Source organism: Streptomyces sp. NPDC044033 (assembly GCF_056434425.1).
Map to the genome: position 1 here is coordinate 1 of NZ_JBWKFF010000026.1, position 25,767 is coordinate 25,767.

The 25,767-nt window shown below is 67.7% G+C and carries 18 protein-coding genes and 4 pseudogenes; 10 read left to right on the top strand and 12 right to left on the bottom strand.

The window, feature by feature from the left end:
• Positions 1-124: 124 nt before the first annotated feature.
• Entirely contained in the window at positions 125-304 is a 180-nt protein-coding gene (locus AC07AB_RS33840) for a hypothetical protein (protein WP_478575268.1), read from the bottom strand.
• Positions 305-362: 58 nt separating this feature from the next.
• Positions 363-608 (bottom strand): annotated as a pseudogene (locus AC07AB_RS33845) (DUF5655 domain-containing protein); the annotation flags it as partial.
• A 611-nt stretch (positions 609-1,219) separates the two neighbouring features.
• On the opposite strand from AC07AB_RS33845, the pseudogene casA reads away from it, so the two are divergent.
• From casA to AC07AB_RS33860, 3 pseudogenes are all read left to right on the top strand, one after another.
• A pseudogene (gene casA / locus AC07AB_RS33850) lies at positions 1,220-2,776 on the top strand (type I-E CRISPR-associated protein Cse1/CasA).
• A 207-nt stretch (positions 2,777-2,983) separates the two neighbouring features.
• A pseudogene (locus AC07AB_RS33855) lies at positions 2,984-3,238 on the top strand (hypothetical protein); the annotation flags it as partial.
• 51 nt (positions 3,239-3,289) lie between these two features.
• Positions 3,290-3,622: pseudogene (locus AC07AB_RS33860) on the top strand (site-specific integrase); the annotation flags it as partial.
• 498 nt (positions 3,623-4,120) lie between these two features.
• On the opposite strand, the gene AC07AB_RS33865 reads toward AC07AB_RS33860, so the two are convergent.
• The 10 genes from AC07AB_RS33865 to AC07AB_RS33910 all read right to left on the bottom strand — a co-directional run bounded on the left by AC07AB_RS33865 (position 4,121) and on the right by AC07AB_RS33910 (position 17,092).
• The gene (locus AC07AB_RS33865; protein WP_478575271.1) at positions 4,121-4,432 is read right to left on the bottom strand and encodes a hypothetical protein; all 312 of its coding nucleotides are present in this window, start codon (positions 4,430-4,432) and stop codon (positions 4,121-4,123) included.
• A 51-nt stretch (positions 4,433-4,483) separates the two neighbouring features.
• On the bottom strand, positions 4,484-4,765 hold the full coding sequence (locus AC07AB_RS33870; protein ID WP_478575274.1) for a cytochrome C oxidase subunit IV family protein: 282 nt from the start codon (positions 4,763-4,765) through the stop codon (positions 4,484-4,486).
• Positions 4,766-4,768: 3 nt separating this feature from the next.
• Positions 4,769-5,419 carry a cytochrome c oxidase subunit 3 gene (locus AC07AB_RS33875; protein WP_478575277.1) on the bottom strand — a complete coding sequence of 217 codons (651 nt, stop codon included), beginning with the start codon at positions 5,417-5,419 and terminating at the stop codon, positions 4,769-4,771.
• 75 nt (positions 5,420-5,494) lie between these two features.
• Positions 5,495-6,253: a hypothetical protein gene (locus AC07AB_RS33880; RefSeq protein ID WP_478575280.1), complete on the bottom strand. Its 759-nt coding sequence runs from the start codon at positions 6,251-6,253 to the stop codon at positions 5,495-5,497.
• Between the two features lie 53 nt (positions 6,254-6,306).
• Positions 6,307-7,548 carry a cytochrome P450 family protein gene (locus tag AC07AB_RS33885; RefSeq protein ID WP_478575283.1) on the bottom strand — a complete coding sequence of 414 codons (1,242 nt, stop codon included), beginning with the start codon at positions 7,546-7,548 and terminating at the stop codon, positions 6,307-6,309.
• 131 nt (positions 7,549-7,679) lie between these two features.
• Positions 7,680-8,603: an NAD(P)-dependent oxidoreductase gene (locus AC07AB_RS33890; protein ID WP_478575286.1), complete on the bottom strand. Its 924-nt coding sequence runs from the start codon at positions 8,601-8,603 to the stop codon at positions 7,680-7,682.
• A complete protein-coding gene (locus AC07AB_RS33895) occupies positions 8,593-9,036 on the bottom strand; it encodes a nuclear transport factor 2 family protein (protein WP_478575289.1) in 444 nt (147 codons plus the stop codon). Before AC07AB_RS33895 ends, AC07AB_RS33890 begins: the two co-directional genes overlap by 11 nt.
• Positions 9,037-9,046: 10 nt before the next feature.
• Positions 9,047-10,501 (bottom strand): FAD-dependent monooxygenase, encoded by a 1,455-nt coding sequence (locus AC07AB_RS33900; protein WP_478575292.1) that lies wholly within the window; start codon positions 10,499-10,501, stop codon positions 9,047-9,049.
• Positions 10,502-10,504: 3 nt separating this feature from the next.
• Positions 10,505-16,852, bottom strand: a complete 6,348-nt coding sequence (locus tag AC07AB_RS33905; RefSeq protein WP_478575295.1) for an SDR family NAD(P)-dependent oxidoreductase — start codon at positions 16,850-16,852, stop codon at positions 10,505-10,507.
• Positions 16,853-16,873: 21 nt separating this feature from the next.
• Positions 16,874-17,092 carry a DUF5988 family protein gene (locus tag AC07AB_RS33910; protein WP_478575298.1) on the bottom strand — a complete coding sequence of 73 codons (219 nt, stop codon included), beginning with the start codon at positions 17,090-17,092 and terminating at the stop codon, positions 16,874-16,876.
• A 1,020-nt stretch (positions 17,093-18,112) separates the two neighbouring features.
• Between AC07AB_RS33910 and AC07AB_RS33915 the strand changes: the two genes are divergently transcribed.
• The 7 genes from AC07AB_RS33915 (at position 18,113) to AC07AB_RS33945 (ending at position 25,237) form a co-directional block, all read left to right on the top strand.
• The gene (locus tag AC07AB_RS33915) at positions 18,113-18,973 is read left to right on the top strand and encodes a hypothetical protein (RefSeq protein WP_478575301.1); all 861 of its coding nucleotides are present in this window, start codon (positions 18,113-18,115) and stop codon (positions 18,971-18,973) included.
• Between the two features lie 111 nt (positions 18,974-19,084).
• On the top strand, positions 19,085-19,240 hold the full coding sequence (locus AC07AB_RS33920; protein ID WP_478575304.1) for a hypothetical protein: 156 nt from the start codon (positions 19,085-19,087) through the stop codon (positions 19,238-19,240).
• A 508-nt stretch (positions 19,241-19,748) separates the two neighbouring features.
• Positions 19,749-21,509: a thiamine pyrophosphate-binding protein gene (locus AC07AB_RS33925; protein ID WP_478575307.1), complete on the top strand. Its 1,761-nt coding sequence runs from the start codon at positions 19,749-19,751 to the stop codon at positions 21,507-21,509.
• A gap of 32 nt (positions 21,510-21,541) precedes the next feature.
• Positions 21,542-22,312, top strand: a complete 771-nt coding sequence (locus AC07AB_RS33930) for a 3-methyl-2-oxobutanoate hydroxymethyltransferase (RefSeq protein ID WP_478575310.1) — start codon at positions 21,542-21,544, stop codon at positions 22,310-22,312.
• Positions 22,296-22,940, top strand: a complete 645-nt coding sequence (locus AC07AB_RS33935) for a cobalamin B12-binding domain-containing protein (protein WP_478575313.1) — start codon at positions 22,296-22,298, stop codon at positions 22,938-22,940. The genes AC07AB_RS33930 and AC07AB_RS33935 overlap by 17 nt, the downstream gene beginning before the upstream one ends.
• Positions 22,822-24,141 (top strand): methylaspartate mutase, encoded by a 1,320-nt coding sequence (locus AC07AB_RS33940; protein WP_478575512.1) that lies wholly within the window; start codon positions 22,822-22,824, stop codon positions 24,139-24,141. Before AC07AB_RS33935 ends, AC07AB_RS33940 begins: the two co-directional genes overlap by 119 nt.
• Before the next feature lie 49 nt (positions 24,142-24,190).
• A complete protein-coding gene (locus tag AC07AB_RS33945; RefSeq protein WP_478575316.1) occupies positions 24,191-25,237 on the top strand; it encodes a hypothetical protein in 1,047 nt (348 codons plus the stop codon).
• Positions 25,238-25,767: the final 530 nt, after the last annotated feature.

Consider the following 25,767-nt stretch of genomic DNA (forward strand, 5'->3'; position numbering starts at 1 on the left):
CGAGACGACACTCGGGCCCTCGGCCTGCACAGCCTCATCCACGGCACGAAAACGGTCCACCGACTCCGTCCGCAGACCGTCATGAAACTTCGAGGTTAGCCCAGCAGGACGCGCCTGGTAGCGCTCATGCACGCGTGTCGTCGACGGCGGAGCCGATAATCGCGCTCAGGGCCCGCAAGGCGTCATCGTATTGGTGACAGTCGAACTGGAACGGACCGAATACCACATAGTCGCGGGTCTCGCGATGCGGTTGCTCAAAGGCGTCCCAGGTCACGAGGTCGGTTGTCGCGGTGATGCGGGCCATGAGAGGCCAACATCCCCACTCGCCGCATTCACAACCGAGAACAGGTGTCTTCGGCCCCATCCGTCGAGCGCTTGTATTCGACGATGACCGGCGAGCCGTTCTCGTCCAGCCCGAGCGAGTCGATCCGGTCCCCGTGCACCGGCCCGGTGCCGTACTCGCTCGCCAGGAAACGGACCCCCAGCAGCGTCTCCATGTGGGCCTCGACGAGATGCTGCACATCCGCCTCGGCCTCAGCACGATACGGCGCGACCTCGGTCACGCCGCTATTCGTCGTGTTCGTGCAAAACAGCTTCAGGCCCGACACCTTCCCTCCCTGACTCAAAGGGCCAGAACATCCGGGAGCGGCTGGATTGTTTCCACGCGAAGTCTCGATGCTGTGAAGATGGCATGCACAGGCACGCTTCGACGCTGCCGACGGGTGTGGATTCCCACAGGGCATCACGCCGCAGGGTGGGGCTCTTGCTCCGCCAGTTGAGGGCCGGCAGCCGGTCGCCACGCTCGCCCTTCTCGCCATGCGGCGCCCTTCACCCCCGCCCCGGGGACCGGCATGAGCACCGGCCTGAAAGGCCGTGAATTGATGGCCACTCACCTTCACCGCACACCGCAGTATTTCTTCCGCATGGTGCTGACGAGCGATCAGCTAGCGGTATCAAAAGGCCGCTCCCTCCACGCGGGGCTTACTGGCTCACCGGCGGCCCTTTTCTTCCTCGAAAGCCACGGTACTGTCGGGGCCGAGTGCAGTGCGGAATTGCGGGCGGGCACCCTACAGAGCCCCACTGACAGCAGGTCAGAAATGATCTTGGAGGGGCTTTGCGTCGCATAATTGCCCTGCTTCCATGAACGGCATCTCACGGCCTCTGGGGGTGCCTTGAAGCCGCCGGGCTGCACTATTCAAGCATTGGATCGGGAGAGGTCATGTCACGCAGGTATTCCGTGGCCGAAGAAGGGTGGATTCCCGTCCGGGTGCGGTCCCCTTTGACCGCGGACGAAGCGGCTGAACTTGCGCGCTTCTTGCCCGGCCACGGCCCCGGGGACCGGGTGGTGACGGGATTCCGGGGGCTGCTGGTCGCCTCGCATCTGCTCGCCGATCTCGATGTGCCGTGCCCACCGGTCGAGTCGGCGCTGCGCCGGGTACTGGCCGCGCTCACGGCACGCGTGACCGGGCTGGACGCCGACGACGGCGACGCGTGGTCAGAGGCCCGCGAAGACGTCCTGGCCGCCGGGGGCCTCGACGAGCAGCAGGTCCACGACTATCTGAGCCGCCACGCGGGCCGGCTGGACCTCTACGATCCGGTGCGACCGTTCTTGCAGGATCCGCGGCTCGCCCAGGAGTGCAAGGAGAACGCGCCTGCCGGGCGGCTGGCCCTGGACCGTCCCTCCGGTGACAACGCGGTGTGGACCACCCACACCCCGCAGGACGCGCCGGTGGCCGACGCGGAGGCGGTCGGCTGGCTCCTGGCCTGGCGCGGATTCGGTTTCGCCGGTACGGGAGCGGTGCGCACCCACGAGGGGGTCAGTACCAAGTCGTGCAGGGCCAGCCCCTACCGCTCGCTTAGCTCGTACTTCCCGCACACGCCGGGGAGTCTGTTCACCTCGCTGGTGGTCTCCGTCCCCGGCCCCGCCGCCTGGCCCGTCAATCCGGGTGAGGACCTGGCCCCGCGGGAGTGCGACACGCTGCCGGACCCGCGGGCCCCCGCCCCGCCGTGCGGTCCGGTGTCGCTGCTGACCGCCCGCACCGCCCACAACGTGCTGCTGGTGCACGACGATGCCGGCCTCGCCCGCGGCTGCCGTATCGCCTGGGGCTCTTCCGCCGATCTGCCGGCGGCGGTCGATCCGTACGTCATCGAGCGCACGGCGGGCGGGCCGCTGTGCGCCGCGCGGGACCGGGCGGCGTGGCGGGACCTGAACGCCCTACTGCTCACGCCCCGCCCCGGCTCCAAGGTCACCACCCGGCGGCCGACCGTCTTCGACACCATCGCCGACCTCCCTCCGGCCTTTCGCCGCAGCCTGGGGGTGCGGGCCCTGAGCTGAGACCAGCACCGCCAGGCGCAGGACAACCAGTGGTACGGGGCCACCACTCCCCCCGTCCTCGCCCACATCGAAGAGAGCGACCCCGACGGCAGGGCCGCCATCGCCGCCGGCTACACGCAGGCCCAGGCCGCCGCCGCCAAGCTCCGCAGCGCCCCCGGCTCCGCTTGGCGCGCCGTCTACCCGCGCCGTAAGCCCGAGGACCGCGCCGGGTTCCTCGACGCCGCCTTGACCGGGTTCTGGGAGCGGGCCGAAGCCGAGTTCTGGGCCAGCGTCACCGACACCGCCCGGCGGCCGGCCTTCCGGGCCCTCGCCCTCGACTGCTTCGACACGGCAACGCGCCCCCTGGCCGGGACCGTGCGCGGCATGAACGCGGTGGCCAAGGCCCGTTCCTCCCTCACCCGCGCGCCCGGCGGGGCGCCGTCCCGCCGGACAGCCGCGTAACCCGCAGGCCCTGCCGCCCAGGAAGGACACATGACCACTCCCTCGCCCCCCACCGCGTCCCCCCGTGAGGAGCCGGACGCTCCGCCGAAGTGGCTGCTCCACCCGATCCGCTACATGGAGCGCGTCGCCGCCGTCTGCGACACCTCCGGGGGCCGCGCGAACCTGCGCACCGGGGAGAGCGCCCGCGGCGTCGCCGAGCCGTGGCGGATGCTTCCGCACCTGATCGACCGGATACCCGAGCACGGTGCCGACAGCGACCTCGCCCACCTGACGGTGGCGGCCCTGTACGCGGCGCAGGCTCCCAACCCCGCTCTCGGCCACGAGCCTCCGGGCGTCTACGACGCCGCCCATGGCAACTTCGGCTGGTCGCTCGCGCTCGCCGTGGAGCACGGTGTGCTGCGCGACGAATCCGCCACCGCGCGGCTGCAGTTGTGCGCCCGCCAGCGCACGGTGACCGCCCTGCTGCGGTACCTGACGCCGCCCCTCGGCCACCTCGGCAACCAGGACGTCCCCCTGTCGTGGATGGGCTGGTGCGGCGAGCACGGGTACGACGACCCGAAGGCACCGGCGTGGGCGAAGCGGATGACCCGCCGGACTCCGAGACTCCGGCCCGCTCGAAGATGGCCATCGACCGGCTGATCGCCCGCCGCGACATCCACCTCCGGGAGAAGACGTTCTACCGGATGCTCTACGAGACGGTGGCGCGGGCGGAGGAAATCCTCGGCGTCGACATCGAGGAGCTGGACCTCGCCGGCCGCCGGGCCCCGGTGAAGGCCAAGGGCGCCCGGCCGCGGACCCGTCGCCGCGGCGCGCCGCGCGAGAACTTCGCGCTGGAGCTCGCCACTCCGCACGGCGGCGCAGACCAGACTGGTCGCATACCGCACATGGCCCAGGCGCAGGGCCTGGGTGCTGAGCGCGCGCAGCGTGGTGGCGTGGGCGGAGCGCGGTCCCCTGCCCGCTGCGCCAGCGCCGGGGCGACGCGGTAGTACGCCTGCGCCAGACCGTGGCGGCCCGCGTCGCCCGCCATGTTCGCCAGCAGGTGCGTCAACCGCGCGCAGCCCAGGAAGTGCTGCTCATGCCACCGTCCACCGGACGGAGTCAGCAGGATCGGGGCCGCGTGGTCGGCGAGTTAGGCGGCCAGGGCCGTGCGGGCGTGTCCGCCGCCGTTGGCGTCCGTCAGCGAAGCGAAGACACGGCCCATGATCTGCAGGGTCGACGCCTCGGCCGCCGAGGATCCGCCGCCGTCGAGGGGGCGGCGTGGACGGACGGTCGCCCCGCCAGGACGGCAGCTTCACGGGGTGCGCTCCGTAGGCGGTGCGCCACAGGACGACGCGCCGAGTGGGGTCAAATTCCGCGCGGCACAGCGGTGCCGGCCGGTTCCTGGGGTCCAAGTCCGGCCTCCAGACCATGTCCTGTGTGTGAGCAAGGAGGCGGTTGGTCCGGTGCGAGTCCGGTCTCCTCCACCGTGACCGGACGGCCGATGCGCTCGCTCAGCGCCTGCGCGACGAGGTCGGGCACGGTCTTCCCGGGGCGTGAACCGACGAGCCAGTGCGCCACCGACGTACGGTCGTAGCGCAAGGCCACTCCCTGGCGGCCGCCCAGGGCATTGACGGCTCTCGCCAATTCGCCGGCACTCCACTCGGCTTCTTCGAGCATTGCGGACAGGGCATGGTTGCGGAATTTTCGTGACCCTCAGAGGCATCCGTTTCACAGGACGTACAGAAACGCGAGTGTCGCGCAGATCGCCGCACACCAACCGGCGAAGGCCGCCAGCAGGGTGCGCGCCGCCCAACGGAGTTCCATGAAGACGCAACCGACGATCAGGACTTTGCCGAGGGCGAGGACGAGCAGGACGATAGCGCTCGCTTCGGTGCCCAAGCCCGCGTGGCCTTCACCGGCCAGTTTCCAGGACAGCGTGGTGAGCGCCATCAGAATGGCCCAAGCCGCGACGGCCGTCCAGTGGTGCCTTGTGCGTGCGGTCGTATTCATCTCTCACCGAACCAGGTAGAAGAGGGTGAACAGGACTATCCAAAGGGCGTCGGTCAGATGCCAGAACGTGGCACCGTTTTCGAAGAAGCGAAGCTGCCGTGCACCCGGTGTGCCGCGCATGCGTCCGGCCCGGTGCCACAGGAGGACGATCACGACCATCGCGATGACCACGTGGAGAAGATGGATGCCTGTCAGCATGTAGTACAACTGGAAGAAGATGTTTGTCTGCGGGGTGTGGCCACCGGAGACTTCGCCGCTCCACTCGATTCCCTTGTTCACTATGAAGAGCGCCCCGCACGTTCCCGCACCGAGCAGCAGTCCGCGTGCCCTCCTTCCCGCCGACTCCCGCACGGCCGGGATCGCCAAGGCGATGAACAGGGACGCCGTGAGCAGGAGGAAGGTGTTGACGAGGCCGAGCCCCGTGTACATCTCCGCACGGCCGGTCGAGAATGCCTCCCGGTGGTTCGCGCGTTCGTGCATGAAGATTCCGAAGTAGACGCTGAACATCATGAGGTCCGTGAGGACGAAGACCCAGATGCCCAACTCTCCAGGTATCCACCGGAGCCGACGGTCAGCGTCCGACTGCCGACGCGTGATGCGGAATTCCTCGGTGTCCTCCGCGGTGGTCAGTTGGCCTTTCTCTGCGTAGCGCATGGTTCCTTGCCCTTCTCGATCGCGGATCGGGCGGTTCGGTCCCGACGCTGTTTCCGGTGTGGGTCTGGGCCGCTCTCAGGGGACCGTGACCCGTGGGGGGTGGTGCACGCTTTCAGCGTCTTCCCGACGGCATATCTGCTCCTGGCGGGCGACGGCCTTGAACCCGAGGTACGTCATCACGTGCACCCAAATGGCAAAGGATCCGAAGATGAGCCACATTCCGGTGAATCCGGCGTACGTCCACTGGCCGGCCTTGAAACATAGGACGACCACGTCCGTGATCCAGTTCAGGCACAGCGCGAGCGTCATATAGGCGGCCCAGCGCGGAAAGAGCTGATGCTCCGGAGGGTTCCAGAGAATCCCGAGAGCCAGCGAGACGAACCAGGCGATGAACGGCGGGACGGAGAAAGTGAAAAGAAGCCACCCGACGTCCCACAGCGCCTGAGTGACCTGGGGCGAGGTCTGCCCGGCGCGGAAAGCGGCGGCCGCCCAGAAGATATTGACGAGCACGACGATGCACACGGCACAGCCGAGCGAGACCAGCTGAGTGGCGTAGAGCACGGGGAAGCGGCTCTCGGTCTTCCGGGTCCACACCGCCAGCGCCGCTCCCCATGGAGCGGTGAGCGTGGCACCCAGCACCAGGAGGACGCAGGCGAGTTGGACTCCGACCCGGTGCTCGACGAGCCACGCGCTCAGCCGCGCCGACGTCCAACTGGGGCTGGGCGGCGGCAGGAACTGCGCCAGCGGGAAGAAGCCGATGAAATAGACGAGGCACAGCACAATGCCCATGCAGAGATAGAGCCGATGCGCCTTGGGAGAAAAACGCTGCTCCATGTGGATGTCTCCTTCGCTTTTCGGAATGCGGCAGATGCCGCGGCGGGCCGGTTTCACGCCGGATCAGCGGTGCACGGCAGGTGCGTGAGAGCCCGGAGGAGGGGGCCGACGCGCCAGGTCAGGGCGTCGGGGGCGGTGGCCAGTGCCAGGTCCGGGAAGTGCTCCAGGAGGGCGGGCAGGGCGATGGCCGCTTCCAGATGTGCCATGGACCGTCCGGGGCAGCCGTGGATGCCGTGCCCGAACGCCAGGAGATAGTTGGGGGGACGCTTGATGTCGAAGGTGTGCGGGTCGGGGAATTGGCGCGGGTCGCGGTGAGCGCTGGAAATCATGATCTTCACCTGACTGCCGTCGCCCGGTATGGCCGTGGAGCCGAGGGTCAGGTCTTCACTGGCGAACCGGGGGAAGGGGCTGGGCGCCGGCGGTGCGAAGCGCAGGGTTTCGTTGGCGGCCTGCTCGACGAGGTCCGGATTCTCCCGGAGGAGGGCGAGTTGGTCGGGATGGGTGAGGAGGCAGAGGACGGCGTTGGAGAGGAGGCTGATGGTGGTCTCGTGTCCGGCGAGGAGTAACAGGAATGCCGTGGCGCGGAGTTCGTCGTGGGACAGCAGCTCGGCCTCGGTGGTGCGCAGGAGCGCGTCGAAGAGTCCGGAGCCGTGGCGTTCGCGCTTCTCACTGATCAGCTCGTCGAAGTACGGGACCAAATCCTTCCGGGCGTCGATGGCGTCCTGAGGGACGGTGGGGAAGCTGACGCGGTCGGCCCATTCGCGGATGCGTCCGTGGTCGAGCTCCGGGACGCCGAGGACATCGCAGATCATGGCGAGGGTGAGGGGCGCCGCGAACTCGTCGATCAGATCGAACGGGGCCCGCGGGGGCAGCGCACGGAGCAGGCGGGCGGTGTGTTCCTCGATCGTCGGGCGCAGGGCCTCGATGCGGCGTGGTGTGAATGCTTGAGTGGTGGGTTTGCGGAGCCGGCTCTGCTCGGGCGGGTCGGAGTTGAGCATGTTCCGGCCGTGGGGGAATTCCGTGGTGTCGGGGTCTCCGAGGTATCGGGCCCGCCATTGCCGGGTGGCGTGGACGGGGTTGCTGGACAGCGCGGGGTGGGCCAGCGCCGCCTTGGCCTCGGGGTAGCCGAGGACGAGCCAGGTCCCGGTGCCGTCGGGCTGGATGGCCCAGTGCACGGGCCCTTGCTCCAGGAGCCGGGCGTAGACGAGGTGGGGGTCGCGGACGAGAGCGTCCGTGTGAGGGCGAAGGTCCACGGGCGCGGGCTTGTCGGCGCCGAGTGTGCAGAAGTCATCCATCAGACGGTCTCCATCAGGCAGTTCGTACTGGGGGCAGGGTCTGTGTCGAGCCGTTGTCCGCGGCTCGGTGACGGCCGCCCGCGGCGGGGGGCGTGGCCCTCCGCCGCGGGGGGGGCCGTCACCGTGCTCAGTCATTTTTCGGAGCCGGCGTCGTCGGGTTGTGGCCCGCTGAGCAGGTCGATGATTCCTCCGTTGTGCAGGGGGGAGGACCATTTGCGCGCGGTGCGCAGGAGTTCGGCCGCTTGCGCGGTGACAGGCAGGGGGCAGTCGGCGCTCCGTGCCAGGTGCAGGGCGGCGTCCAGGTCCTTGAGCAGGTAGTCGCGTGAGCCGAAGGAGGTGGTGTCGCCCGGGGTCATGAGGGGCTGGAGGACGTGGAGGAGGGGGGAGTCGGCGAAGCCGCCTTCGAGGTACTCGGGGAGGCGGGTGGCGTCGATTCCCGCGGTGGTGGCCAGGAGTGTGGCCTCGGCCAGCGCCCAGCAGGTGGCCGCTACGATGACTTGGTTGCACAGTTTCGTCGCCTGTCCGGACCCGGTGGGGCCGGTCAGGGTGTATCGGCCCGCGTACGCACCGAGGATGGGCGCCACGCGTAGGAAGTCCTCCTGGCTGCCGCCGGCGAGGACGGTGAGGGCGCCGGCGGTGGCCCCTTGGGGGCCACCGGAGACCGGCGCGTCGAGCCAGTGCGTGCCGGCCCTGTCGGCCAGGCGCGCGGCGATGTTCCGGGTCTCGTGCGGGGAGATGCTGGAGTGATCGACAACGATCTTGCCGGGCCCGGCCTCTTCCACGAGTCCGGCAGGACCGAAGGTGACTTCTTCCACCGCGTTCGCGTCACTCACGCAGAGGACGACCACGGTCGTATCGCGTATGAGGGCCGCGGGGCTGCCCGCTCGGTGAACTCCCCTTTCAGCCAGGCGAACTGCCCGTCCGGGCGTCCTGTTCCAGACCTCGTGCAGTTGGCCGGAGTCGGCCAGCCGGTACGCGATCGCGCTGCCCAGAGAGCCGAGGCCGATGAAGCCGACGGATTCTGTGGAACGGGAGTCGGGTGCCTTACTGGTCATTCGGGGCCTCGATCTGGCGGAGCACACTCGCCCTGTCCCAGTGGGACCTCTCCCAGAGGAACTGGGCATCGTCGTTGAAGCGGAAGGCGCTCATGCCTCGCTTGGTGAACCGGCTGCCCGGCTGTACGTTCGCGCTGAGCTCGGCGAAGACGCCATTGACCACCGCGGACAGTTCCCACATGACGGCGGAGTGCCCATCGCCTTCCAAGTGAGCGAGGAGGGTAAGTTTCTGGTCGCCTATGGCCTGGAACCAACGGGTGACGGCCTTACGGATGTCAGTCACTCCGCGGGTCTCCATGCCCATGGCGACGTCTTCCACCACCGCGTCCGGGTCGAAGCAGGAGACGTATGCCTCCACGTCGCCGTTGGCGATCGAGTCGGCCCACTTACGGTAGGTGGCGGCGTGCTGGTCATGGATCTGCTGTTGCGACATGACGGTCCTCTCAACTGGTTGTGGTGGGGCTGATGGCGGCGAGAAGCCGCTCGACGCGGGGGAAGCCCTTGGACCTGCCCCGTGCCGCGACGTAGCCGTCGGGGCGGATCAGGAGGAACTCCGGGCGGCGCCGGGGTACGTGCTGGTGACTCACGAGCACGTCGTGGCACCGGGCCAGGGCCTCGGCGGCTCGGGGAAGGCGGCCGTCGGGGGGGCCGGAGGTGATCAGGAGCAGTCGGTCGGGCACACGGTCCGCCCGCGCCACGGCCCATTCGGGGGCCGGCAGCCCCGTACCGCGTGATCCTGCCGGGCAGCCGAGCGGCGTCGTGGGGTAGCGGATGCGCTGTCCCGCCACCCTGGCGGCGTACCAGTCGGGGGCCAGGCGGGTCCGCTCGGCGATCCTCAGCACGGCGTTGCGCAGGCCGCTCCAGGGCGGCTGGGCCAGGGCGACGCGGGTGATGACACCGGTGGTCTTGATGATCTGCCGGGCCGCGGCGAGGCGCTCGGGCCCGTAGGTGTCCAGGATCGCGTCGTCAAGCCTGCCGGTGATGACGCCGGCCAGCTTCCAGGCCAGGTTCCGGGCATCCTGCAGCCCCAGGTTCAGTCCCTGCCCGCCGACCGCCGAGTGGGTGTGGGCGGCGTCCCCCACCAGGAGGACGCGCCCGGCCCGCATACGTTCGACGACGCGCTCAGCGGAACTGAACGTGGTGAGTGCCTGGAAGCCTTCCATCCGCAGGCCGCCCGGGCCGCGGGTGTCCAGCATCTCCTGGACGAGCTGTTCGGTGACTTCCCGGCCGTCGTGGATGCTGCCCGAGACCCTGACGCAGCCGTCCGGCAGCGGCGCGATGACCATGCCCCCGCGCACGGTGAGGTAGTAGGACGGCACGGTGGGCGTCCGCGCGCCGGTGAGTTTCCCTTCGGCCAGCGCGAACCGGGTGGGCAGGACGTTACCGGCGAACTCGATGCCGAGCAGTTCCCGTACCGTGCTGTGCACCCCGTCGGCGCCGATGAGCCACCGCGTCCGCAGGTGCTCATGCTGACCCGCCTCGTCGCGTACGACGGCTTCGACCGCGTCGTCCGTCTGCGCCAGGGCGACCAGCCGCCGCCCCCGCTCCACCGTGCCCCCGGCCTTGTACACGGCCTCTTCGAGGAGGGCGTCGGTACGGGGTTGCGGCAGTACGAGCGGGGCCTGCGCGGTGGTCAACCGGATGCGCGCGAGGCGCCCGCGGTCGCCGACGTAGTCGAAACGGTCGGGCCGGCTGGCGAGGGCGCGCGCCGAGTCCAGCACCCCCAGGTCGTTCAGGACCGCTTGGGCCGGGGGCCAGAGCATGATGGCCCTGGTGCTCTGCGCGGGCTCCGAGGACGACTCGAAGATCCTCACGCGGATGCCGCGGTGGAGGAGTTCTGCCGCCGTGGCCAGTCCGCAGGGGCCGGCGCCGACGATCACGACATGGGCGGTGTCCATCGGTCAGTTCTCCTCTGTGATCGGCGGCAGACGGTCGGTCAGAAGCTCCGCGAGGTCGGCAGGCGTGGGATGCGTCCACAGGACCGTGGTGGGCAGCTCGACGCGCATCTCATGGGTGAGGTGGTTACGGAGCTGGATCGCCAGGAGCGAGTCCAGCCCCAGGGCCACGAACGGGGTCCCGGCGTCGACCGTCTCCTCGGAGCAGCGCAGTACCTCGGCGGTGTGCGCTCCGATCCGCTCACGGAGCATCCGGGCACGGTCGGCGGGATCGCCGCAGGCGTTCCAGTCTGTGAGGAACGTGCCGACTTCTTCGTCGTCCTCGTGGGTGGCGGGCATCGCCGAGTAGTAGGCGAGCCGGGCCGCGTCCGGGTGCAGGCTCAGTCGCAGTTCGAGGTCGGCGGGCGAGTAGACGGTACGGGCACGGGAGGAGCGGGTGAGGATCTTCCCCATCGCGTCCATGCCCTCGGACGGGGTGATCAGGGTGTAGCCGAGGGCTTCGAGGTGCACAGCGCGTCCGTGTTCGCCCCAGGGGCCCCACACGATGCTCGTAGCGGGAAGCTTCTGGGCGCGCCGCCATGAAGTGAACTCGTCCAGCCAGGAGTTCGCCGCGGCGTAGCAGGTCTGTCCGGGCTGGCCGATGACGGCGGCGACCGAGGTGAAGGAGACCCACCAGTCCAGGGGCGCGGTCTTCGTCGCTTCGTGGAGGTGCCACGCGCCCAGGGCCTTGGAGTTCCACACCCGTTCGAGCTGGGGAGCGTCGACGTTGTCGAGGATGGCGTCCTCGACGACGGCGGCGCCGTGGACGATGCCGCGCAGCGGGTAGCCGGTGGACTCGGCGGCGGCGGCGAAACGAGCGGCGGTTCGCTGGTCGGCGATGTCGCCGCGGACGACGATGACGCGGACGCCGCGGGCGTTGAGTTCCTCGATGACCTGTGTGGCGCGCTCGTTCGGTTCGGATCGGCCGCCCAGAATGATGGCTTGGGCTCCGCGGTCCGCCAGCCAGGTCGCCACGTCCAGGCCGAGGCCCCCCAGCCCGCCGGTGATCAGGTAGCAGCTGTGGGCCTTGACGAGCCGTACGTCCTTCGGGGCGACGGGCAGGACAGCGCTTCCCTCGCTGGGCCAGGTGATCCCGAGGTTGCCGATGTGCCCGGCGGAGGCCATGGTCCGGAAGACCTCGGACGCTTCGGATACCGGTTCAAGGGCCATGGGCAGGGGCGGGAGTTGCCCGGTGGCGTATTCGTGGGCGATCTCCTGGGTGAGGGAGCCGATGAGGGCCGGGTCCTTCTGCATGAGCAACGCGATGTCGACGCTGCTGAAGCTGATGTTGCGTCGGAACGGCAGCAGCCCGAGACGGGTGTTCTCGTAGATGTCGCGCTTGCCGATCTCGATGAACCGTCCCTGGCGGGCGAGGAGCCCGAGGCCGGCGGCCTGCGCGGGCCCGGTGAGGGAGTTGAGGACGACGTCCAGGCCGCGTCCGGCGGTGATCTGGCGGACCTGCTCGGCGAAGTCGAGACTGCGGGAATCCATCACATGCCGGATGCCGAGATCACGCAGATACTGGCGTTTGGTTTCCGTGCCGGCGGTGGCCAGGATCTCTGCCCCGAGGTGGCGAGCAATATTGATCGCGGCGAGTCCGACACCGCCGGTCGCGGAGTGGATCAGCACCCGGTCGCCTTTGCCGAGCCGGCCGAGGTGACGCAGGCCGTACCAGGAGGTGAGGTAGGCGATCGGGAGGCCGGCTGCTCGGCCGAGGTCCTCCTCCTCTGTGAGGGGGATCGCCCAGTCGGCGCGGACGGTGACCTGCGAGCACATCAGGGCGTCGTCGTCATCCGCCCAGCACGCCGGCACGGCCACCGGGTCCCCGACGGCGGGGCGCCGCACGCCGCGGCCGACGGCGGTGACGGTGCCGGCCCCGTCGAAGACCGCCGGCTGGGCGATGTCGGTCTCGGCGTGCAGCTGGTCGAAGGTACCGACGGCCTTGAGGACGTTGACGAAGTTCAGGCTCGTGGCGTGCAGTTGGACCTGGATCTTCCCGGGGCCGGGCGGCTGGGAGGTGAGCGCTGTCAGGTCCAGGTCGTCGAGGGTCTTGGACGGTCCGCGAAGCAACATCGCGCCTTCGGAGCGCCAGTCGACGCTGCGCTGGATCCGGTCCTCAGCGCCGAGCGGGTGGTGCTTCAGGCGTGCGAGATAACGGGCACCGTCGCGGTAGGCGATGTCGTCGTCGGTCTCGGGGCAGGTAAGGAGTTCCAGCGCCAGTTCCTGCGGGGTGGTGCCGTGGTCGACGTCGAGGTGGGTGGGGCGCAGTGCGGAATGTTCCAGGGCCATGACGCGCAGCGCACCGCGCAGCCCGGATCCGGCCGGGTCGGGGATGTCGTCGGGCAGGACCTGCTGGGCGCCGTGGGTGACGGCCCACAGGCGCGGCATCGGCTGATCGCCGCCACCACCGCTGTCGTTGTCGCCGATGATGGCCTGGGCCAAGCGGATCAGATGCAGCAGATTGCCGCGAGCGCAGACCGCGGCGCCGGGGGCGTCGTCGAGGGAGGGCAGGTAGACCACGGCTCGTGAGGGTTCGTGCAGGCTGCCGACGGTGTCGGTGGTGATGGAGTGAAGGACCGTTTCGGCTCCATGCGCTTCGAGGGCGGCCTTCACTTCCCGCGCCTCGGCCGCGCGGTCGGCCTCGTAGCACAGATTCCAGCACCCTGTGGCGGTCGCTTCGCTCGGCGTGGGGGTTTCTTCCCAGGCCACGCCGAGGGTGCGGTGGTCGAAGAGGTCCTCAGCCGCCTGGAGGGGCACGTTGGCGCATTCGATGGAGTCGGCCTCGGCGAGGACGGTTCCGGCGGCGTCGGTCAGGAGGCAACGGGCAGTGCAGGAGCGGCCGCTGGTGTCGGAGAGCTCCACGTAGCAGTGGGCCGCCGTGGCGGTGTCGGCCAGAACCCTGACCTTCCCGAGGCGGCGCGGGACCAGTCCGCCGGGCGGCACGGCATGGGAGGCCAGCCAGGTGCTTCCCACGGCCTGGAGGCAGATGTCGAGGAGGATCGGGTGGAAGTTGAGGGTGCGAGTGCCGGCGTGGCCGGTCGAGGGCAGCTCGACCTCCGCCAGGGAGGTGGGGGTGGGCTGATCGTGAAGCAGGTGCAGATGCTTGATGCCGGAGAAGGCCGGGCCGTGGGTGACGCCGCGATCTTCCCTCATACGTCGGTACAGCTCGGTCGGTTCGATGTCCGTGGCGGGGGTGGCGAGCAGCGCGGCGATGTCCACCGGGGAGGGCTGGTCGGAGGTGGTGTGATGCAGTTCCGCGTTCGCGTACGGCTTCGGGGTGCCGTCGGGGTCCAGCGCGGTCAGCTCCCAGGTGGCGATCGCGGGACCGAGGGTGGTCGCGACCGCGGTCACCTCACGTTCTTCGCCCAGCGGCAGCAGGCGGTTGAGCTCCAGGTCGCGGACCTCGACGTGGTAGGGATCGGCGTTGAACACGTCGGTGGCGCAGGCGAGGGCCATTTCGGCGTAGGCGGCGCCGGGCAGCACGGGGACGTCGTTGACACGGTGCTCGTTCAGCCACGGCAGGGTGGTGCCGCTGAGAGGCTTCTGCCAGAGGTGACGGCTGCTGCTGTCCGGGTCGCTCAGGTGGGCGCCGGTCAGCGGGTGGTCACCGGCGGCGGCGAGGGGCGCCGCCTCACGCAGCGGCGAGGGGTTGATGGCGTGCCGGGTGCGTTCCCAGCTCATCCCCGGTACGTCGGCCAGTTCCCCCGTCCCGTACCGGGCGTGCCAGTCGACCGGGTGGCCGGTGCAGTGGAGGGACGCCACCTGGGTGAGGAAGCCGATGGGCTGCTCGGCGTCGTGGTGGAGCGACCCGAGCACGTCGGCGGGGCCCGCGCCGAGCTGGTCGACGGTGGCGTGCACCGCGTGACTGAGCGTCGGGTGCGGGCTGATCTCCAGGAAGCGCCGGTGGCCGTCCTCGACGGCGGCCTGTACCGCGGAGGCGAGAAGAACGGGGTGGCGCTGGTTGGCGGTCCAGTAGTCCGCGTCGAGCGGTACGTTGCGGCGGGCATCGTCGAAGACGGTGGTGTAGAAACGGGCGGTCGGCAACTGGGGGTTCAGCGCGGAAAGGCCGGCACGCAGCTCGTCCAGGATGGGGTCCATGTGAGCGGTGTGCGCGGCGATGTCGACGTTGATGAACGTCGCTGCGATGTCTTCCTTTTCCCAAGATTGGACCAGTAGTTCGACGGCGGCTGCGTCTCCGCCGATCACGGTTGTCTGCGGGGAGGCGACGACAGCGACGCTCACACCCTCGGTGCCGCATTGAGCGATCTTCGCTTCGACGTCGGCGCGGGGCAGCCCGATGGAGGCCATGCGGCCGATGCCGGCGGCGCGCAGGTTCAGCCGGGATCGGCGGCAGATGACGCGGGTTCCCTCTTCCAACGAGAGGGCTCCGGAGACCACTGCCGCGGCTACCTCCCCCATGGAATGCCCGATCACCGCAGCCGGCCGTACGCCGTAGTCCGCCCACATGGCGCACAGCGCGACCTGGATGGCGAAGAGGGTGGGCTGCACCCTGTCCATGCCCTGGACGAGTTCGGCGCCGGCCAGGATCTGGCGAAGGGAAAAGGCGGATTCGGCGGCGATGAGCGGTTCGAGCCGGTCAATGACACGGGTGAACGTCTCGTCGCGGTCCAGCAGGTCCCGGCACATCCCGGCCCACTGGGAGCCGTGCCCGGAAAACAGGAACACGGTATCGGTGTCGGGCTTGGCGGTACCCGTCGCTGTTCCGGTGCCTGCGGCTCCATCGGCGACCGCGGTGAGCCGGTCGATGAGCTCCTTCCGGGTGGAGGCGACGACGGCCAGCCGCTCACGCAAGTGGGAGCGCCGCAGTGCGAGCGTATGAGCGACATCCATCAAAGGGACGTCGGCACCGTCGCCGGTGAGCCAGCGCGCGAGGCGGCCGGTCGCGATGGTGACCGCTGGGCGGGTGGCTGCCGAGAGCAGGAACACCATCGGTTCGGTGTCAGCGGTCTTCCGCTGTGCCGGGATGAAATCGAAGGTGTCGCGGCGGTGGCGGCCCGTGCCGGACGGGGGCTGCTCGACGATCACATGGACGTTGGCACCGGTGACGCTCAGGGAGGAGACGGCGGCAAGGCGGGACTTCTGCGCCTGGGGCCAGGGAGTGACCTCGGTGGGAACGAAGAACCGGGTGCCCTCGGGGGCGATCTCAGGATTCCACTGACGGAAGTGCGGGTTCGGCGGGATCTGCCCCCGGTCGACGGCGAGCAGCGCCTTGAGGAGCCCGGCGAGGCCGGCTACCGGTTCGGTGTGCCCGATGTTCGTCTTGACCGATCCCAGGGCGCAGGTGACGTCACCGGCGCCATAGGCTTCGGCGAGGGCACGGAACTCCAGCGGGTCGCCGACTTCCGTCCCGGTGCCATGGGCCTCCACCAGGCTGATATCGGCGGGGCTGACGTCGGCGGCGCCCAGGGCTTGGCGGCACACGTCAATCTGTGCGTCGGTGGAGGGGGCCGTCAGGCGGGTGGAACGGCGGCCGTTCTGATTGACCGCGGAACTGCGGATCACCCCGAGGACGCGGTCGTTGTCGCGAACGGCGTCAGGAAGACGCTTGAGCACGAGGACGACACAGCCTTCGCCGCGTACGTAGCCGTCGGCGGCGGCGTCGAAGGTACTGCAGCGTCCGGTGGGTGAGAAGAACGACCAGCGAGCAGGGGGCACAGACTCCTCGGGCCCGAGGATGAGAACGCAGGCACCGGCGAACGCGATATCGGCCTCTCCGTTTTTGAGCCCCTGGCAAGCGGAATGCACGGCCGCGAGCCCGGAGGAGCAGCCGGCTTCCAGTGTCATCTGAGGGCCTTGCAGGTTGAGAAGGAATGCGATGCGGCCGGCGGCCATGGAATGGATACTGGCGTTCATCGCATAGGCGTCGATCTCCTCAAGCGGGCGCTGGGCGCGCAGGAGGTATTCCTTGTTGTAGACGCCGAAATACGTTCCCACCGGCTTTCCCGACAAGGACTGGGGCGGGATACCCGCGTGCTCGGCCGCCTCCCACAACGTCTCGGCGAGAAGCCGATGGTGGGGGTCGACCCAGTCGGCTTCGTGAGCGTTGATGCCAAAGAACGCCGGATCATAAGCGTACACATCCTCATCCAGGAACGCCCCCCACTTCAGCCGGGCGGCAACCTCGGGAGGAAGCCCGGATATCTCCTCCTGCGTCCACCGGTCCTCGGGAACCTCGCGGACTGTGTCGCGCTTGTCGGCCAGAAGCCGCCAGAAAGAGGCCGGGGAATCGACACCCCCGGGCAGCCGACAGCCGGCTCCGACCACCGCCAGGTGCTGTTCACTGGGTCGCTTCACCTTGTGCTCCTTAAAGAGTGGCTACTCGGCGATGGCCGTGCTGTAGGACCATGTGTAGATCGGTACCGACTCGCCATCGACGGCTTCGGTATTCCCCGTGTGGGTGAAGTGCTCGTTGTTTCCGCCGTGGGCGACGATGACCCGTTCAGAGTCGGCAGTGACGCAGGCAGCGGTCTTGTGAATCCCTTCCAGGGTTTCAGGGCCGTCGCGCAGTACAACAAACCTCGGAATGCTACTCATTGCACCTCCATAGGCAGCGTGCTACTGATGCAGGGCACATGGATGGGTGGCGAACGCGCTCATGTCCAAATGGGCTCTACAGGACGAGTCCGGAGCCGCACGTGGCACGCACGATTTTCATCTGTGATCTCTTTGGTTGTCAGTGAGGCAGCCGTGGTCCTGCCGGTGAAGATGGAGGCCCCCGCGCCGACGCACCTTCATCAATTGAACGTCCCCGCTTGGGCAAGGAGTCCACCGGCAGGCAGGGCCCGCACCGTTCCCAGGTCGGCCAGTTCGGCGGGACCAGAGCAGCTGCTCACGCGAGCGCTCCTTGGTCGCTGCCCGATCACCGAGGGCAGGGCCGGTGTGCCCGGAACGGGTCCGGCTCCCCGCATGTTTGTTGGAGGCCGCGCGGTGCCGGGTACAACCAGTACACAACTCTCACCCCCGGCCTCATAGGGGGCCGAGGCGGTGGATGCGCTGCAACCGCTGCAACATTGCGCGGTTGTGAAATGCGGTGGGGGGGCGATTCGACTACGAGCGCCAGCGAGGAATGACGTGCCCAAAACGCCCAACACCCGTCTGCAAGCACTGCTTGCGGAGGCAGACTGGAGCGGCGCCCAGTGCGCTGCAGCCCTGCGGCACATAGCCGCTGAACACGGCCAGCAGGTGGCCTGCGACCGCTCCATGGTCTCGCGCTGGCTATCCGGCACCACGCCCCGGCCGCCCGTCCCGGCACTGCTGCTGCAGGTACTGTCCCGGCGGCTACAACGGCCCGTTAATGCCGTGGAGGCCGGCCTGAGCCGCGTCCCGCCAGAGGCGCTCTACGCGCCCCCAGAGGCAGATCCTCTGCACAGGCTGTCCGCCCTCACGAGTGCCGAGCTCGACCCCTGCCGCCGTCACCTGCTGGACGCCGGGGTGTACAGCCTGGCGGCACTGGCTCTGCCCGAAGCACGGTGGCCGCACGGGAAATCAGACCCCGGGCCGCCCCCGGACTCAACCTGTAAGGCGGGCCAGGCGGGGTCAGCAGGAGTCGAGCAGATGCAAACCATGGCTCGCCTTCTCGCCGAGGCCGCCCGGACCCACGGTTCCGGCCACGTGCGCGCCGCTCTGGCCGCCTACCTCAACAAGGAGGTGGCGGCCCACCTCCAAACCTCCACCAGCAACAGCTCGCATCGCCGCCTGCTGACTGGCGCCGCTCAACTGACCATACTGCTCGGTGCCGGGTGCGCCGACAGCGGGGCGGACGCACTCGCCCAGCATTATCATCACACCGCCGCCCAGATGGCAGTCGAGGCCGATGACGCGGCCAGCTTCGCCATCGCCCTGCGCACCATGTCTGCTCATGCTCACGACCTGGGCCACCACACCCCAGCCGTCGTCAATCTGGCCGAACGCGCCGTGGACGCCGCCCGCCACACCGCGCCGATCGTCGCCGCCTACACACAGGCCCACTTCGCCGTCATGCAGGCCCACCACGACAAGCACACAGCCTTGACCGCGCTGGCGACCTCCGAACGCCTCCACGAGCAGGCCCCCACTGAACCGGGACCCTTCACTCACTATCCTGCCGGGGCCCTGCATTACCAACGCGCTCAGACCTTGGCCACCCTCGGTGACCTGGTCGGCGCCACCGAGGCGTTGACCGTCTCCCTGCGCCTACGGGCCCCCACCGAACGCCTGGCCTCCGCCCTCACCCACGCCCGCCTCGCCGAAAGCCATCTCGTCCAAGGGCACCTTGAGGCAGCCCTCCCCCATTGGCAGACCTTCCTCGACGAATACCCCACCCTGCATTCCACCCGAGCCACCCGCCGTCTGAAGACCATGCGCCACCTCCTGCACCCCCACCGGCGCCACCGCGACGCCGCCCAACTCCTGCTCCACCCCGCCGCCCTCCACTGAGATTTCAGCCTCGGTCGGAACGCTGCCCTCCAAACTCTTTCGCGAACTCCATGTGGTTCTCCCAGCAGTTGCAGCGAGCGGCAGAGCATCGAAGGAAAGGCACATGGCCGAATGGATCTCGCATGGGCACAAAGTCGGGCGATCGCGGACCACATGCACACCGACCTCGTCACCGACGCCCTGGCTGCCGCCGAACGCACCCGCGACAGCCTCGCCGGGGCGGTGAGGCTTCCTCTTGGTCGTGGACACCTGGAGGCTGGGACCTGAGGTTCCAGGTGTCCACGACCAAGAGGAAGGCTCAGAAGGGACCTTGGCCCATCGGATCGTGCCGCAGCTGCGAGACTGTTCAATGGCTGCCGACCCGTCCGAGACCGGGGATTATGGTGCAGCCCCGATGGGGCCGTGACGGGCCTTGTGGTGCTTCTTGCTGATTTATTGCTTATTGCCTCTCTGTTCTTCACAAGGGCGCAAGCGTTCAACGCGTTCACGCGTTCCCTATAGCGGATCACGTTCGTTGCCGGGCTTCCGGGGTACACGCAAATTCAACCCCGTTCGGTGATGTCTCCTCCAGTGGAGAGGGACGGCCGACGGCTCACACCACGTCCTGAGTTCTGGAGTTCCGCGAGGGGCGCGCCCCGGGCAGTACGCGCCCCCTCCTATTCCGAGCCGGGCGTTCCCGGCTCGGTCGGGCGACAGCGCGTGCCCCCGGAGGGCGAAGCCCCGGGTGGATGTTCGTCAGCTTTGGACGTGGGCCGCTCGAATGGAGGGAATTACGATGCAAGAAATAGACGGCACAAAAGATCAGAGTGAACCTGCGGCTTTGTGGCTGCTTCACCGCTTGGCCCAGTACGGTGTCAGCCACTTCTTCGGAGTACCAGGCGGTCCCTTGCTCCCTCTCTATGAGGCACTGGGGAAAACCCCAGAGATCATGTCGGTGCTTGCGAAGCACGAAGAGGGCGCGGGCTTCATGGCGGAAGGTTTCGCCCAGGTCGCCGGGAAGCCGGCGGTGGCGAGCGGGACAACAGGCCCCGGCACCACGAATGCCTTGACGGCGGTGGCCAGCGCGACGAGCGATTATGTCCCGATGCTCTTCCTCAGCGGCCATGTGGCGACCGACACTGTGGGCAAGGGTGCCCTCCAGGACAGCACAGGCGGTAACTGGGGGGTGGTGGACACGGTGGCGGCCTTCGTATCCGCGACGAAACTCTCCGCTGCCGTGACGAGTATCGCGCAGTTACCAGGACTGGTGGACCATGCGATCAGGACTGCCACAAACCTGCCGGCTGGCGTCGCACATCTCAGCATCCCCTCGGATGTACTTTCCGGCTCCATCGACCCGAACTCCACCGGGCCCGTCACACGGGCTCCTGTGCCTCCCACTCTTAGCCCCGAGTCAGTTCAACATCTCGCTACCGCCCTCGACACCGCTTGCTCTCCCCTGATCCTGGCCGGGCAGGGAGCCAAGATCTCCGGTGCCGAATCGGAACTGGCCCATTTGGCCGAGGCGTTGGGAGCTCCGGTGGCCACCACCCTCAAGGGGAAAGGAGTGTTCGACGAGGTGCACCCGCTTTCTTTGGGAGTCTACGGATTGGGGAGCAATGAAGCGGTGCGGGATCGTGTCTGCTCCGATGAGGTAGACCTCATTCTGATCTTGGGCAGCGGCCTGGGCGAGTTGGCCACCTTCGGATGGGACCAGCGGCTGGTCGCCAACCGCACGGTCTGCCAGGTGGACGTGGACCCGACCGTGATCGGTCGCAGTTTCGCTGCGGACCACGCGGTGCAAGGCGATATACGGACAACCCTGGCGGGAGTTCTCGAAGCGCTCTCGGGCATACGGCCAAGGCCGTATCCCCCGGTCCCCTCCCGTCAGCCCGGTCGGCAGAAACGTCCCACCGCACGCGAGATCCAAGGCGCCCGGACAACGCTGCGCCCCTCTGCGGTCGTGGCACGCATGAGCGAAATGCTGCCCCGGGAAACTGTTCTGTTCGTCGACAACGGAAACTGCATGAGCTGGGTAGGGCAACACTACACAGCCTGTCCGCCCCGGCAGATCCATTTCTCTCTGAATGTCGGCTCAATGGGTTATGCCGCCGCCGCGGTCATCGGGGGCAAACTGGCAGCGCCCGATATGCCTGTTGCCGCAGTGGTAGGCGATGCGGCCTTCGCCATGCACGGAATGGAAGTGCACACTGCCGTTGAACTCCGGCTGCCGGCGGTATGGGTGGTGTTGAACAATGGCGGGCACGCGATGGTCGGGAATTTGCAGCGGATGATGTACGGACGCACTGAGTCCGCCCAGTATCAGCAGCCGATGGACATCGCCGCTATCGCTGCCGCACTCGGTGCGGAGGCGTCCCGGGTCGCGACACTGGAAGCTCTCGACGAGGCACTGACCACCGCGCTGTCTGCTTCCGGACCGTACGTCATCGACGTGCTGGTGGATTTCGAAGAGATGCCCTGGAGCCTCCGGAGCCGTGCGCACACTCTTCGAGATTCCGTCGATGAAGAACACGGAAATGACCGGACCGAGGAGTGAGTACCTTGAGTCGATGCCCCTTCGACCGACGCATGCAGGAACGTGGCCACGCCGGGAGTGGCTTGCCATCCACGCACCAGGAAGCTCAGCTCTCCGTCGCCGGCTTGCCTGCATACAAGAAAGCAGGCCGTAGGTGGTGCATGGTGGTCGCCTACGACTGGCTCACAGCCGGAATACTTGAAGCGGCCGGGATACGGGCACTTCTGGTCGGCGACAGCGCGGCCACAGCGGTATTTGGACACGTTGACGACGACCAGCTCACCATGACGGAACTGCTACCCCTGGTGCGTGCTGTCGTCCGTGGAGCCCCCCGCTCTCTCGTGGCCGCCGATCTCCCCTCCTCCGTCTTGGCGGGACCGCCCGCCCTGATACGGGCCGCCGGCCTACAACTCGTGCGAGAGGCAGGAGCACAGACAGTGAAGGTAGAAGGCGGCACCGAGGTACTGCCCCATATACGTCTGCTCACCAGAGCGGGTGTCCCAGTCCTGGGACATCTGACCGGCACAAGGACCCCCGAGGACGAAACGCACTTGCCGACAGCACACGCCCTGACCGAGGCAGGTGTGGGCGGCATCGTACTGAAATCCCTCCATCCCAGCGTCGCATCCCGCATCACGGCGTCTGTCGACGTGCCCACCATCGGCCTCGACGCCGGGCCCCGCTGTGATGCGCAATTGCGACACTGGCATGTCCTCAGCGGGATTCGCTCAGAACCGGGGAAGTCCTATGGTAACGGCCGCACTCTTATCCGAGAGGCAGCCCGTGCATTTCGCGAGGAGGTGGAGAATGACGTCTCCGAATGAACCGGGTACTAAGTCACCCGCCGATGGGCTTCCCGCCGATTCCCGTCACCGCACGGCAGTAGTGGGCACCACCCCCTCCGACTCTCACACCTGGAATCTCGTGTACCTCCAACTCCTACTGGAGGAGCTCGGCTTCAAGACGATCAATCTGGGAGCGTGCAGCACTGAACAGAGGTACGTCGAGGCGTGCAGAATCCACCGTCCGGACCTGCTGGTCGTCAGCACCGTGAACGGCCACGGCGTGGCAGAGGGCGAGCATTTGATCCGCCAGCTTCGAAGCCATACAGACCTGACCGACCTACCAGCCGTCATCGGCGGGAAGCTCACTACTTCCGGACGCCTCGCAGAAGAGGAATCAGCACAACTGAGCACCGCCGGGTTTTCGTACGTCTTACAAGACGGCGGGACCCCTGAGCTGCATCGCTCCGTCCTCTCCAAACTCACAGCCCATCTCTCGTCGAAGCCAGAAAGGAAGACGCCCGATGAAGGAGCCGCTGACGACAACGAATATCGTCCAGCGCGCGCAGCCCTACACCACCTTCGACTCCTACATGGAACGCGCTCGTCGACACGGGAAGCTCGTCGTCCAACCGAGGATGGGAATCGGCACCCTGGAGGAGATGCATGACGGATTGCTCGCTGTGCGCGAGTGCGACGCCACAGCCATCGGCACCATCACGGTAGATAGCCACACCCGCGTGAGGGATTACGCCGCGGCCAAACGCGCGTTGGCCGCCGGCCACACCTTGAACGGATTTCCGCTCGTCACAGAGGATTCCGAAGCCGTCCGCCGCATGCTCGGCCAGGTGCGCAGCCCGGACTTCTGTCTGCAGGTTCGGCATGGAACACCGCTGCCTTGGGACATCTTTGAAAAGATGCTGGAAGTAGGTCTGGACGCCACAGAGGGCGGGCCGGTTTCCTATTGCCTCCCCTATGGCCGGGTACCGCTACGCCAGGCGACCGATGACTGGGCCCGCGCGTGCGACCTGCTAGCCGTGAGCCGCGCTCCCGGTTTCGAACCCCACCTGGAGACCTTCGGCGGGTGTCTGCTCGGACAGCTCTGTCCTCCGGATCTTCTGGTTGCGCTGGCCATTCTGGAAGGCATGTTCTTCCGCCAGCATGGGGTCCGGAGCATCTCACTCAGCTACGCGCAACAGACCAACAAGGCCCAGGACGCAGAAGCCGTCCGTGCGTTGGCAGCCCTCGGCTCGACATTCCTACCAGACGCTGACTGGCACATGGTTATCTACACGTACATGGGGCTTTTCCCCCAGACACGTGCCGGCGCCACGGCGCTTCTCAGGGACTCAGTGCACCTGGCCAGGAACACAGGCGCAGCCCGACTCATCGTCAAGACCCCGACCGAAGCCGAGCGCCTCCCCACCGTGGCGGAAAATGTCCACACCTTGGAGACAGCTGCCGATATCGCGGCGGCCCGCTCTCCCATCGGCGTCCCGCGGGACGAAACAGAACTGGCAGCCTCTGCACGGGCATTAGTCGAGGCCACACTCGCGCTCAGCACCGACGTCGGTGCGGCATTGTGCGCAGCGTTCTCCCGCGGATATCTGGACGTCCCCTACTGCCTCCATCCGGACAACGCTGGAGCGACCCGCAGCAAGCTCGACAATCAAGGACGCCTGGCATGGGGAACGCCCGGCCGTATGCCTGTAGCTCCCGGCCTCGTCACAGCCGGAGGAGGAGCCATCAGCAGCAGGGAGCTACTGGACGCACTGGCCTTCGTCCGCCGGACATACGATGCCCCGGCCGAAGACCGAACCGGCTCGCCAGTTACCCGGCCTGGCCCCTGCCATGAAGACATCTCCTCGTAGCCGGCCTCGCGCTCCTTATCCGACCAACGGCCATCCAGGAGGTTCCTTCATGCTCGCCTCATCCAGTGCCGGCGTCATCAGCTGCGCCTATGCACTGCCGCGGTCTGTCCGGCACAACGACGACCCTGTGTACCGATGGCTGGACACCTCTCCAACCTGCGAAGGAATTCGCGAGACTGACCTCTTCGACGGCCTGGAACGACGCCACCACCTCGATGCCGAAGAGTCGATCGAGCCGTTCATGGCCACGGCCTGCCGGAAAGCGCTCGAACAAGCCGACGTGGCTCCGGCCACGATCGACCGCCTCTTCGGCTATGCAACCGTTCCGACGTACATGACACCGAACGGGCTCTACGAGGTGCACCGGTTACTGGAGCTGCGGTCGGATGTCGCCGTGATCCCCCTCAACGCGGAATTCGGCACCTTTATGCTCTCCCTCGCCCAGGCATGTGAAGCCATCGACGCCGGCACTTGCCGCTATGCCCTTGTGGTGTGCGGATCCAACTGGACACGTCATCTGGATTACACGCGTGGTCACGCCTTCAGCGTAGGCGATGGCGCGGCAGCGGCCGTGGTCGGGCCCGAGGGGATCTGGAGTCCAGCCGACCTGCAGATCCGGACAGAGAGCACACACTTGTCCGCGATGACTGTGGGACTGCGGACGACATCGCTACCAGGGCATCCGCATATTCCACTCGGTTCCACCGCATTCCCCACTCCCACCTACCGCATGACCGATACCGGGATCGGACTGCTCACCAGCTTCATCAAGGACGGCACCGTCGAACTCGTACGGGATCTGCTCACCCAGCACGGACTAGCGGGCCGGGACATCGCTCTGATCACGCATCAGGCATCCCGGAGCCTGTTGAATCACTGGAATGACCAGATTCGCCCCCGGCAACACCTTGAAACGCTGAGTAGCTTCGGGAACATGGTCATAGCTACGTACCCAGTGAACCTCGCGTACTTCTTCGCAAAAATCGAGTCCCCGCACGTAGTGATCACCTCACCCGGCACAGGTATGCATCTGTCCGCCCTGCTCCTCAGCCGGCAGCAGCCAAGAAACCGAACACCGCAACGCGGACCGGTGTGACCCGGGCCCGGCCGCAGGACGGGGTTCCCTCCCCCTGAGCGGGCCAGTAAAGTTACCCAACTCCTGACGGGTAATCAGGTAAGGCGGCATTAGGTCAGCATGAGCCATTTCCATCTTGATCAGGTGGCGAGTTCGAGTGCGACGACGGCCCCGCGCCCATGTCGGGCTATACGCTGACGCGTCCGCATAGTTGCCGACCGGGTTCCGGAACCACCGGCCGTCCGGTGCCACGCCGAAACGTTCGATGTGTGCACGCAGGACACGCACGAACTGCGGAGGGATAGGCACCGGCCACGTCGCGGTCGGCGCGCGGCACTTGAGTGAGTGCACCTCATGCACCGCCCCGTCGTCCGTCCCCTCCCCTCGGACTACCCGACCATCAGGCTTGGCCGAAGGCGCGTCGGTAGGCGCCGGGGGTGGTTCGTCTCTTCCTCGCTTCGCACACGAACTGACCGCTGTACGGCACCGCGCTGTAGCGTCAGCCCGGACTCTTCTCCGGGGTGGGCGGACAGATCCGTTACGGGGCCCGG

Excerpts from the sequence above, each read along its gene's own strand:
- AC07AB_RS33885 (WP_478575283.1), bottom strand. The coding sequence starts at position 7,548 with ATGGATGACTTCTGCACACTCGGCGCCGACAAGCCCGCGCCCGTGGAC.
- AC07AB_RS33920 (WP_478575304.1), top strand. The coding sequence starts at position 19,085 with ATGGATCTCGCATGGGCACAAAGTCGGGCGATCGCGGACCACATGCAC.
- AC07AB_RS33925 (WP_478575307.1), top strand. The coding sequence starts at position 19,749 with ATGCAAGAAATAGACGGCACAAAAGATCAGAGTGAACCTGCGGCTTTG.
- AC07AB_RS33880 (WP_478575280.1), bottom strand. The coding sequence starts at position 6,253 with ATGGAGCAGCGTTTTTCTCCCAAGGCGCATCGGCTCTATCTCTGCATG.
- AC07AB_RS33910 (WP_478575298.1), bottom strand. The coding sequence starts at position 17,092 with ATGAGTAGCATTCCGAGGTTTGTTGTACTGCGCGACGGCCCTGAAACC.
- AC07AB_RS33915 (WP_478575301.1), top strand. The coding sequence starts at position 18,113 with ATGCAAACCATGGCTCGCCTTCTCGCCGAGGCCGCCCGGACCCACGGT.
- AC07AB_RS33900 (WP_478575292.1), bottom strand. The coding sequence starts at position 10,501 with ATGGACACCGCCCATGTCGTGATCGTCGGCGCCGGCCCCTGCGGACTG.
- AC07AB_RS33945 (WP_478575316.1), top strand. The coding sequence starts at position 24,191 with ATGCTCGCCTCATCCAGTGCCGGCGTCATCAGCTGCGCCTATGCACTG.
- AC07AB_RS33875 (WP_478575277.1), bottom strand. The coding sequence starts at position 5,419 with ATGCGCTACGCAGAGAAAGGCCAACTGACCACCGCGGAGGACACCGAG.
- AC07AB_RS33930 (WP_478575310.1), top strand. The coding sequence starts at position 21,542 with ATGCAGGAACGTGGCCACGCCGGGAGTGGCTTGCCATCCACGCACCAG.
- AC07AB_RS33865 (WP_478575271.1), bottom strand. The coding sequence starts at position 4,432 with ATGCTCGAAGAAGCCGAGTGGAGTGCCGGCGAATTGGCGAGAGCCGTC.
- AC07AB_RS33935 (WP_478575313.1), top strand. The coding sequence starts at position 22,296 with ATGACGTCTCCGAATGAACCGGGTACTAAGTCACCCGCCGATGGGCTT.
- AC07AB_RS33890 (WP_478575286.1), bottom strand. The coding sequence starts at position 8,603 with ATGACCAGTAAGGCACCCGACTCCCGTTCCACAGAATCCGTCGGCTTC.
- AC07AB_RS33840 (WP_478575268.1), bottom strand. The coding sequence starts at position 304 with ATGGCCCGCATCACCGCGACAACCGACCTCGTGACCTGGGACGCCTTT.
- AC07AB_RS33895 (WP_478575289.1), bottom strand. The coding sequence starts at position 9,036 with ATGTCGCAACAGCAGATCCATGACCAGCACGCCGCCACCTACCGTAAG.
- AC07AB_RS33870 (WP_478575274.1), bottom strand. The coding sequence starts at position 4,765 with ATGAATACGACCGCACGCACAAGGCACCACTGGACGGCCGTCGCGGCT.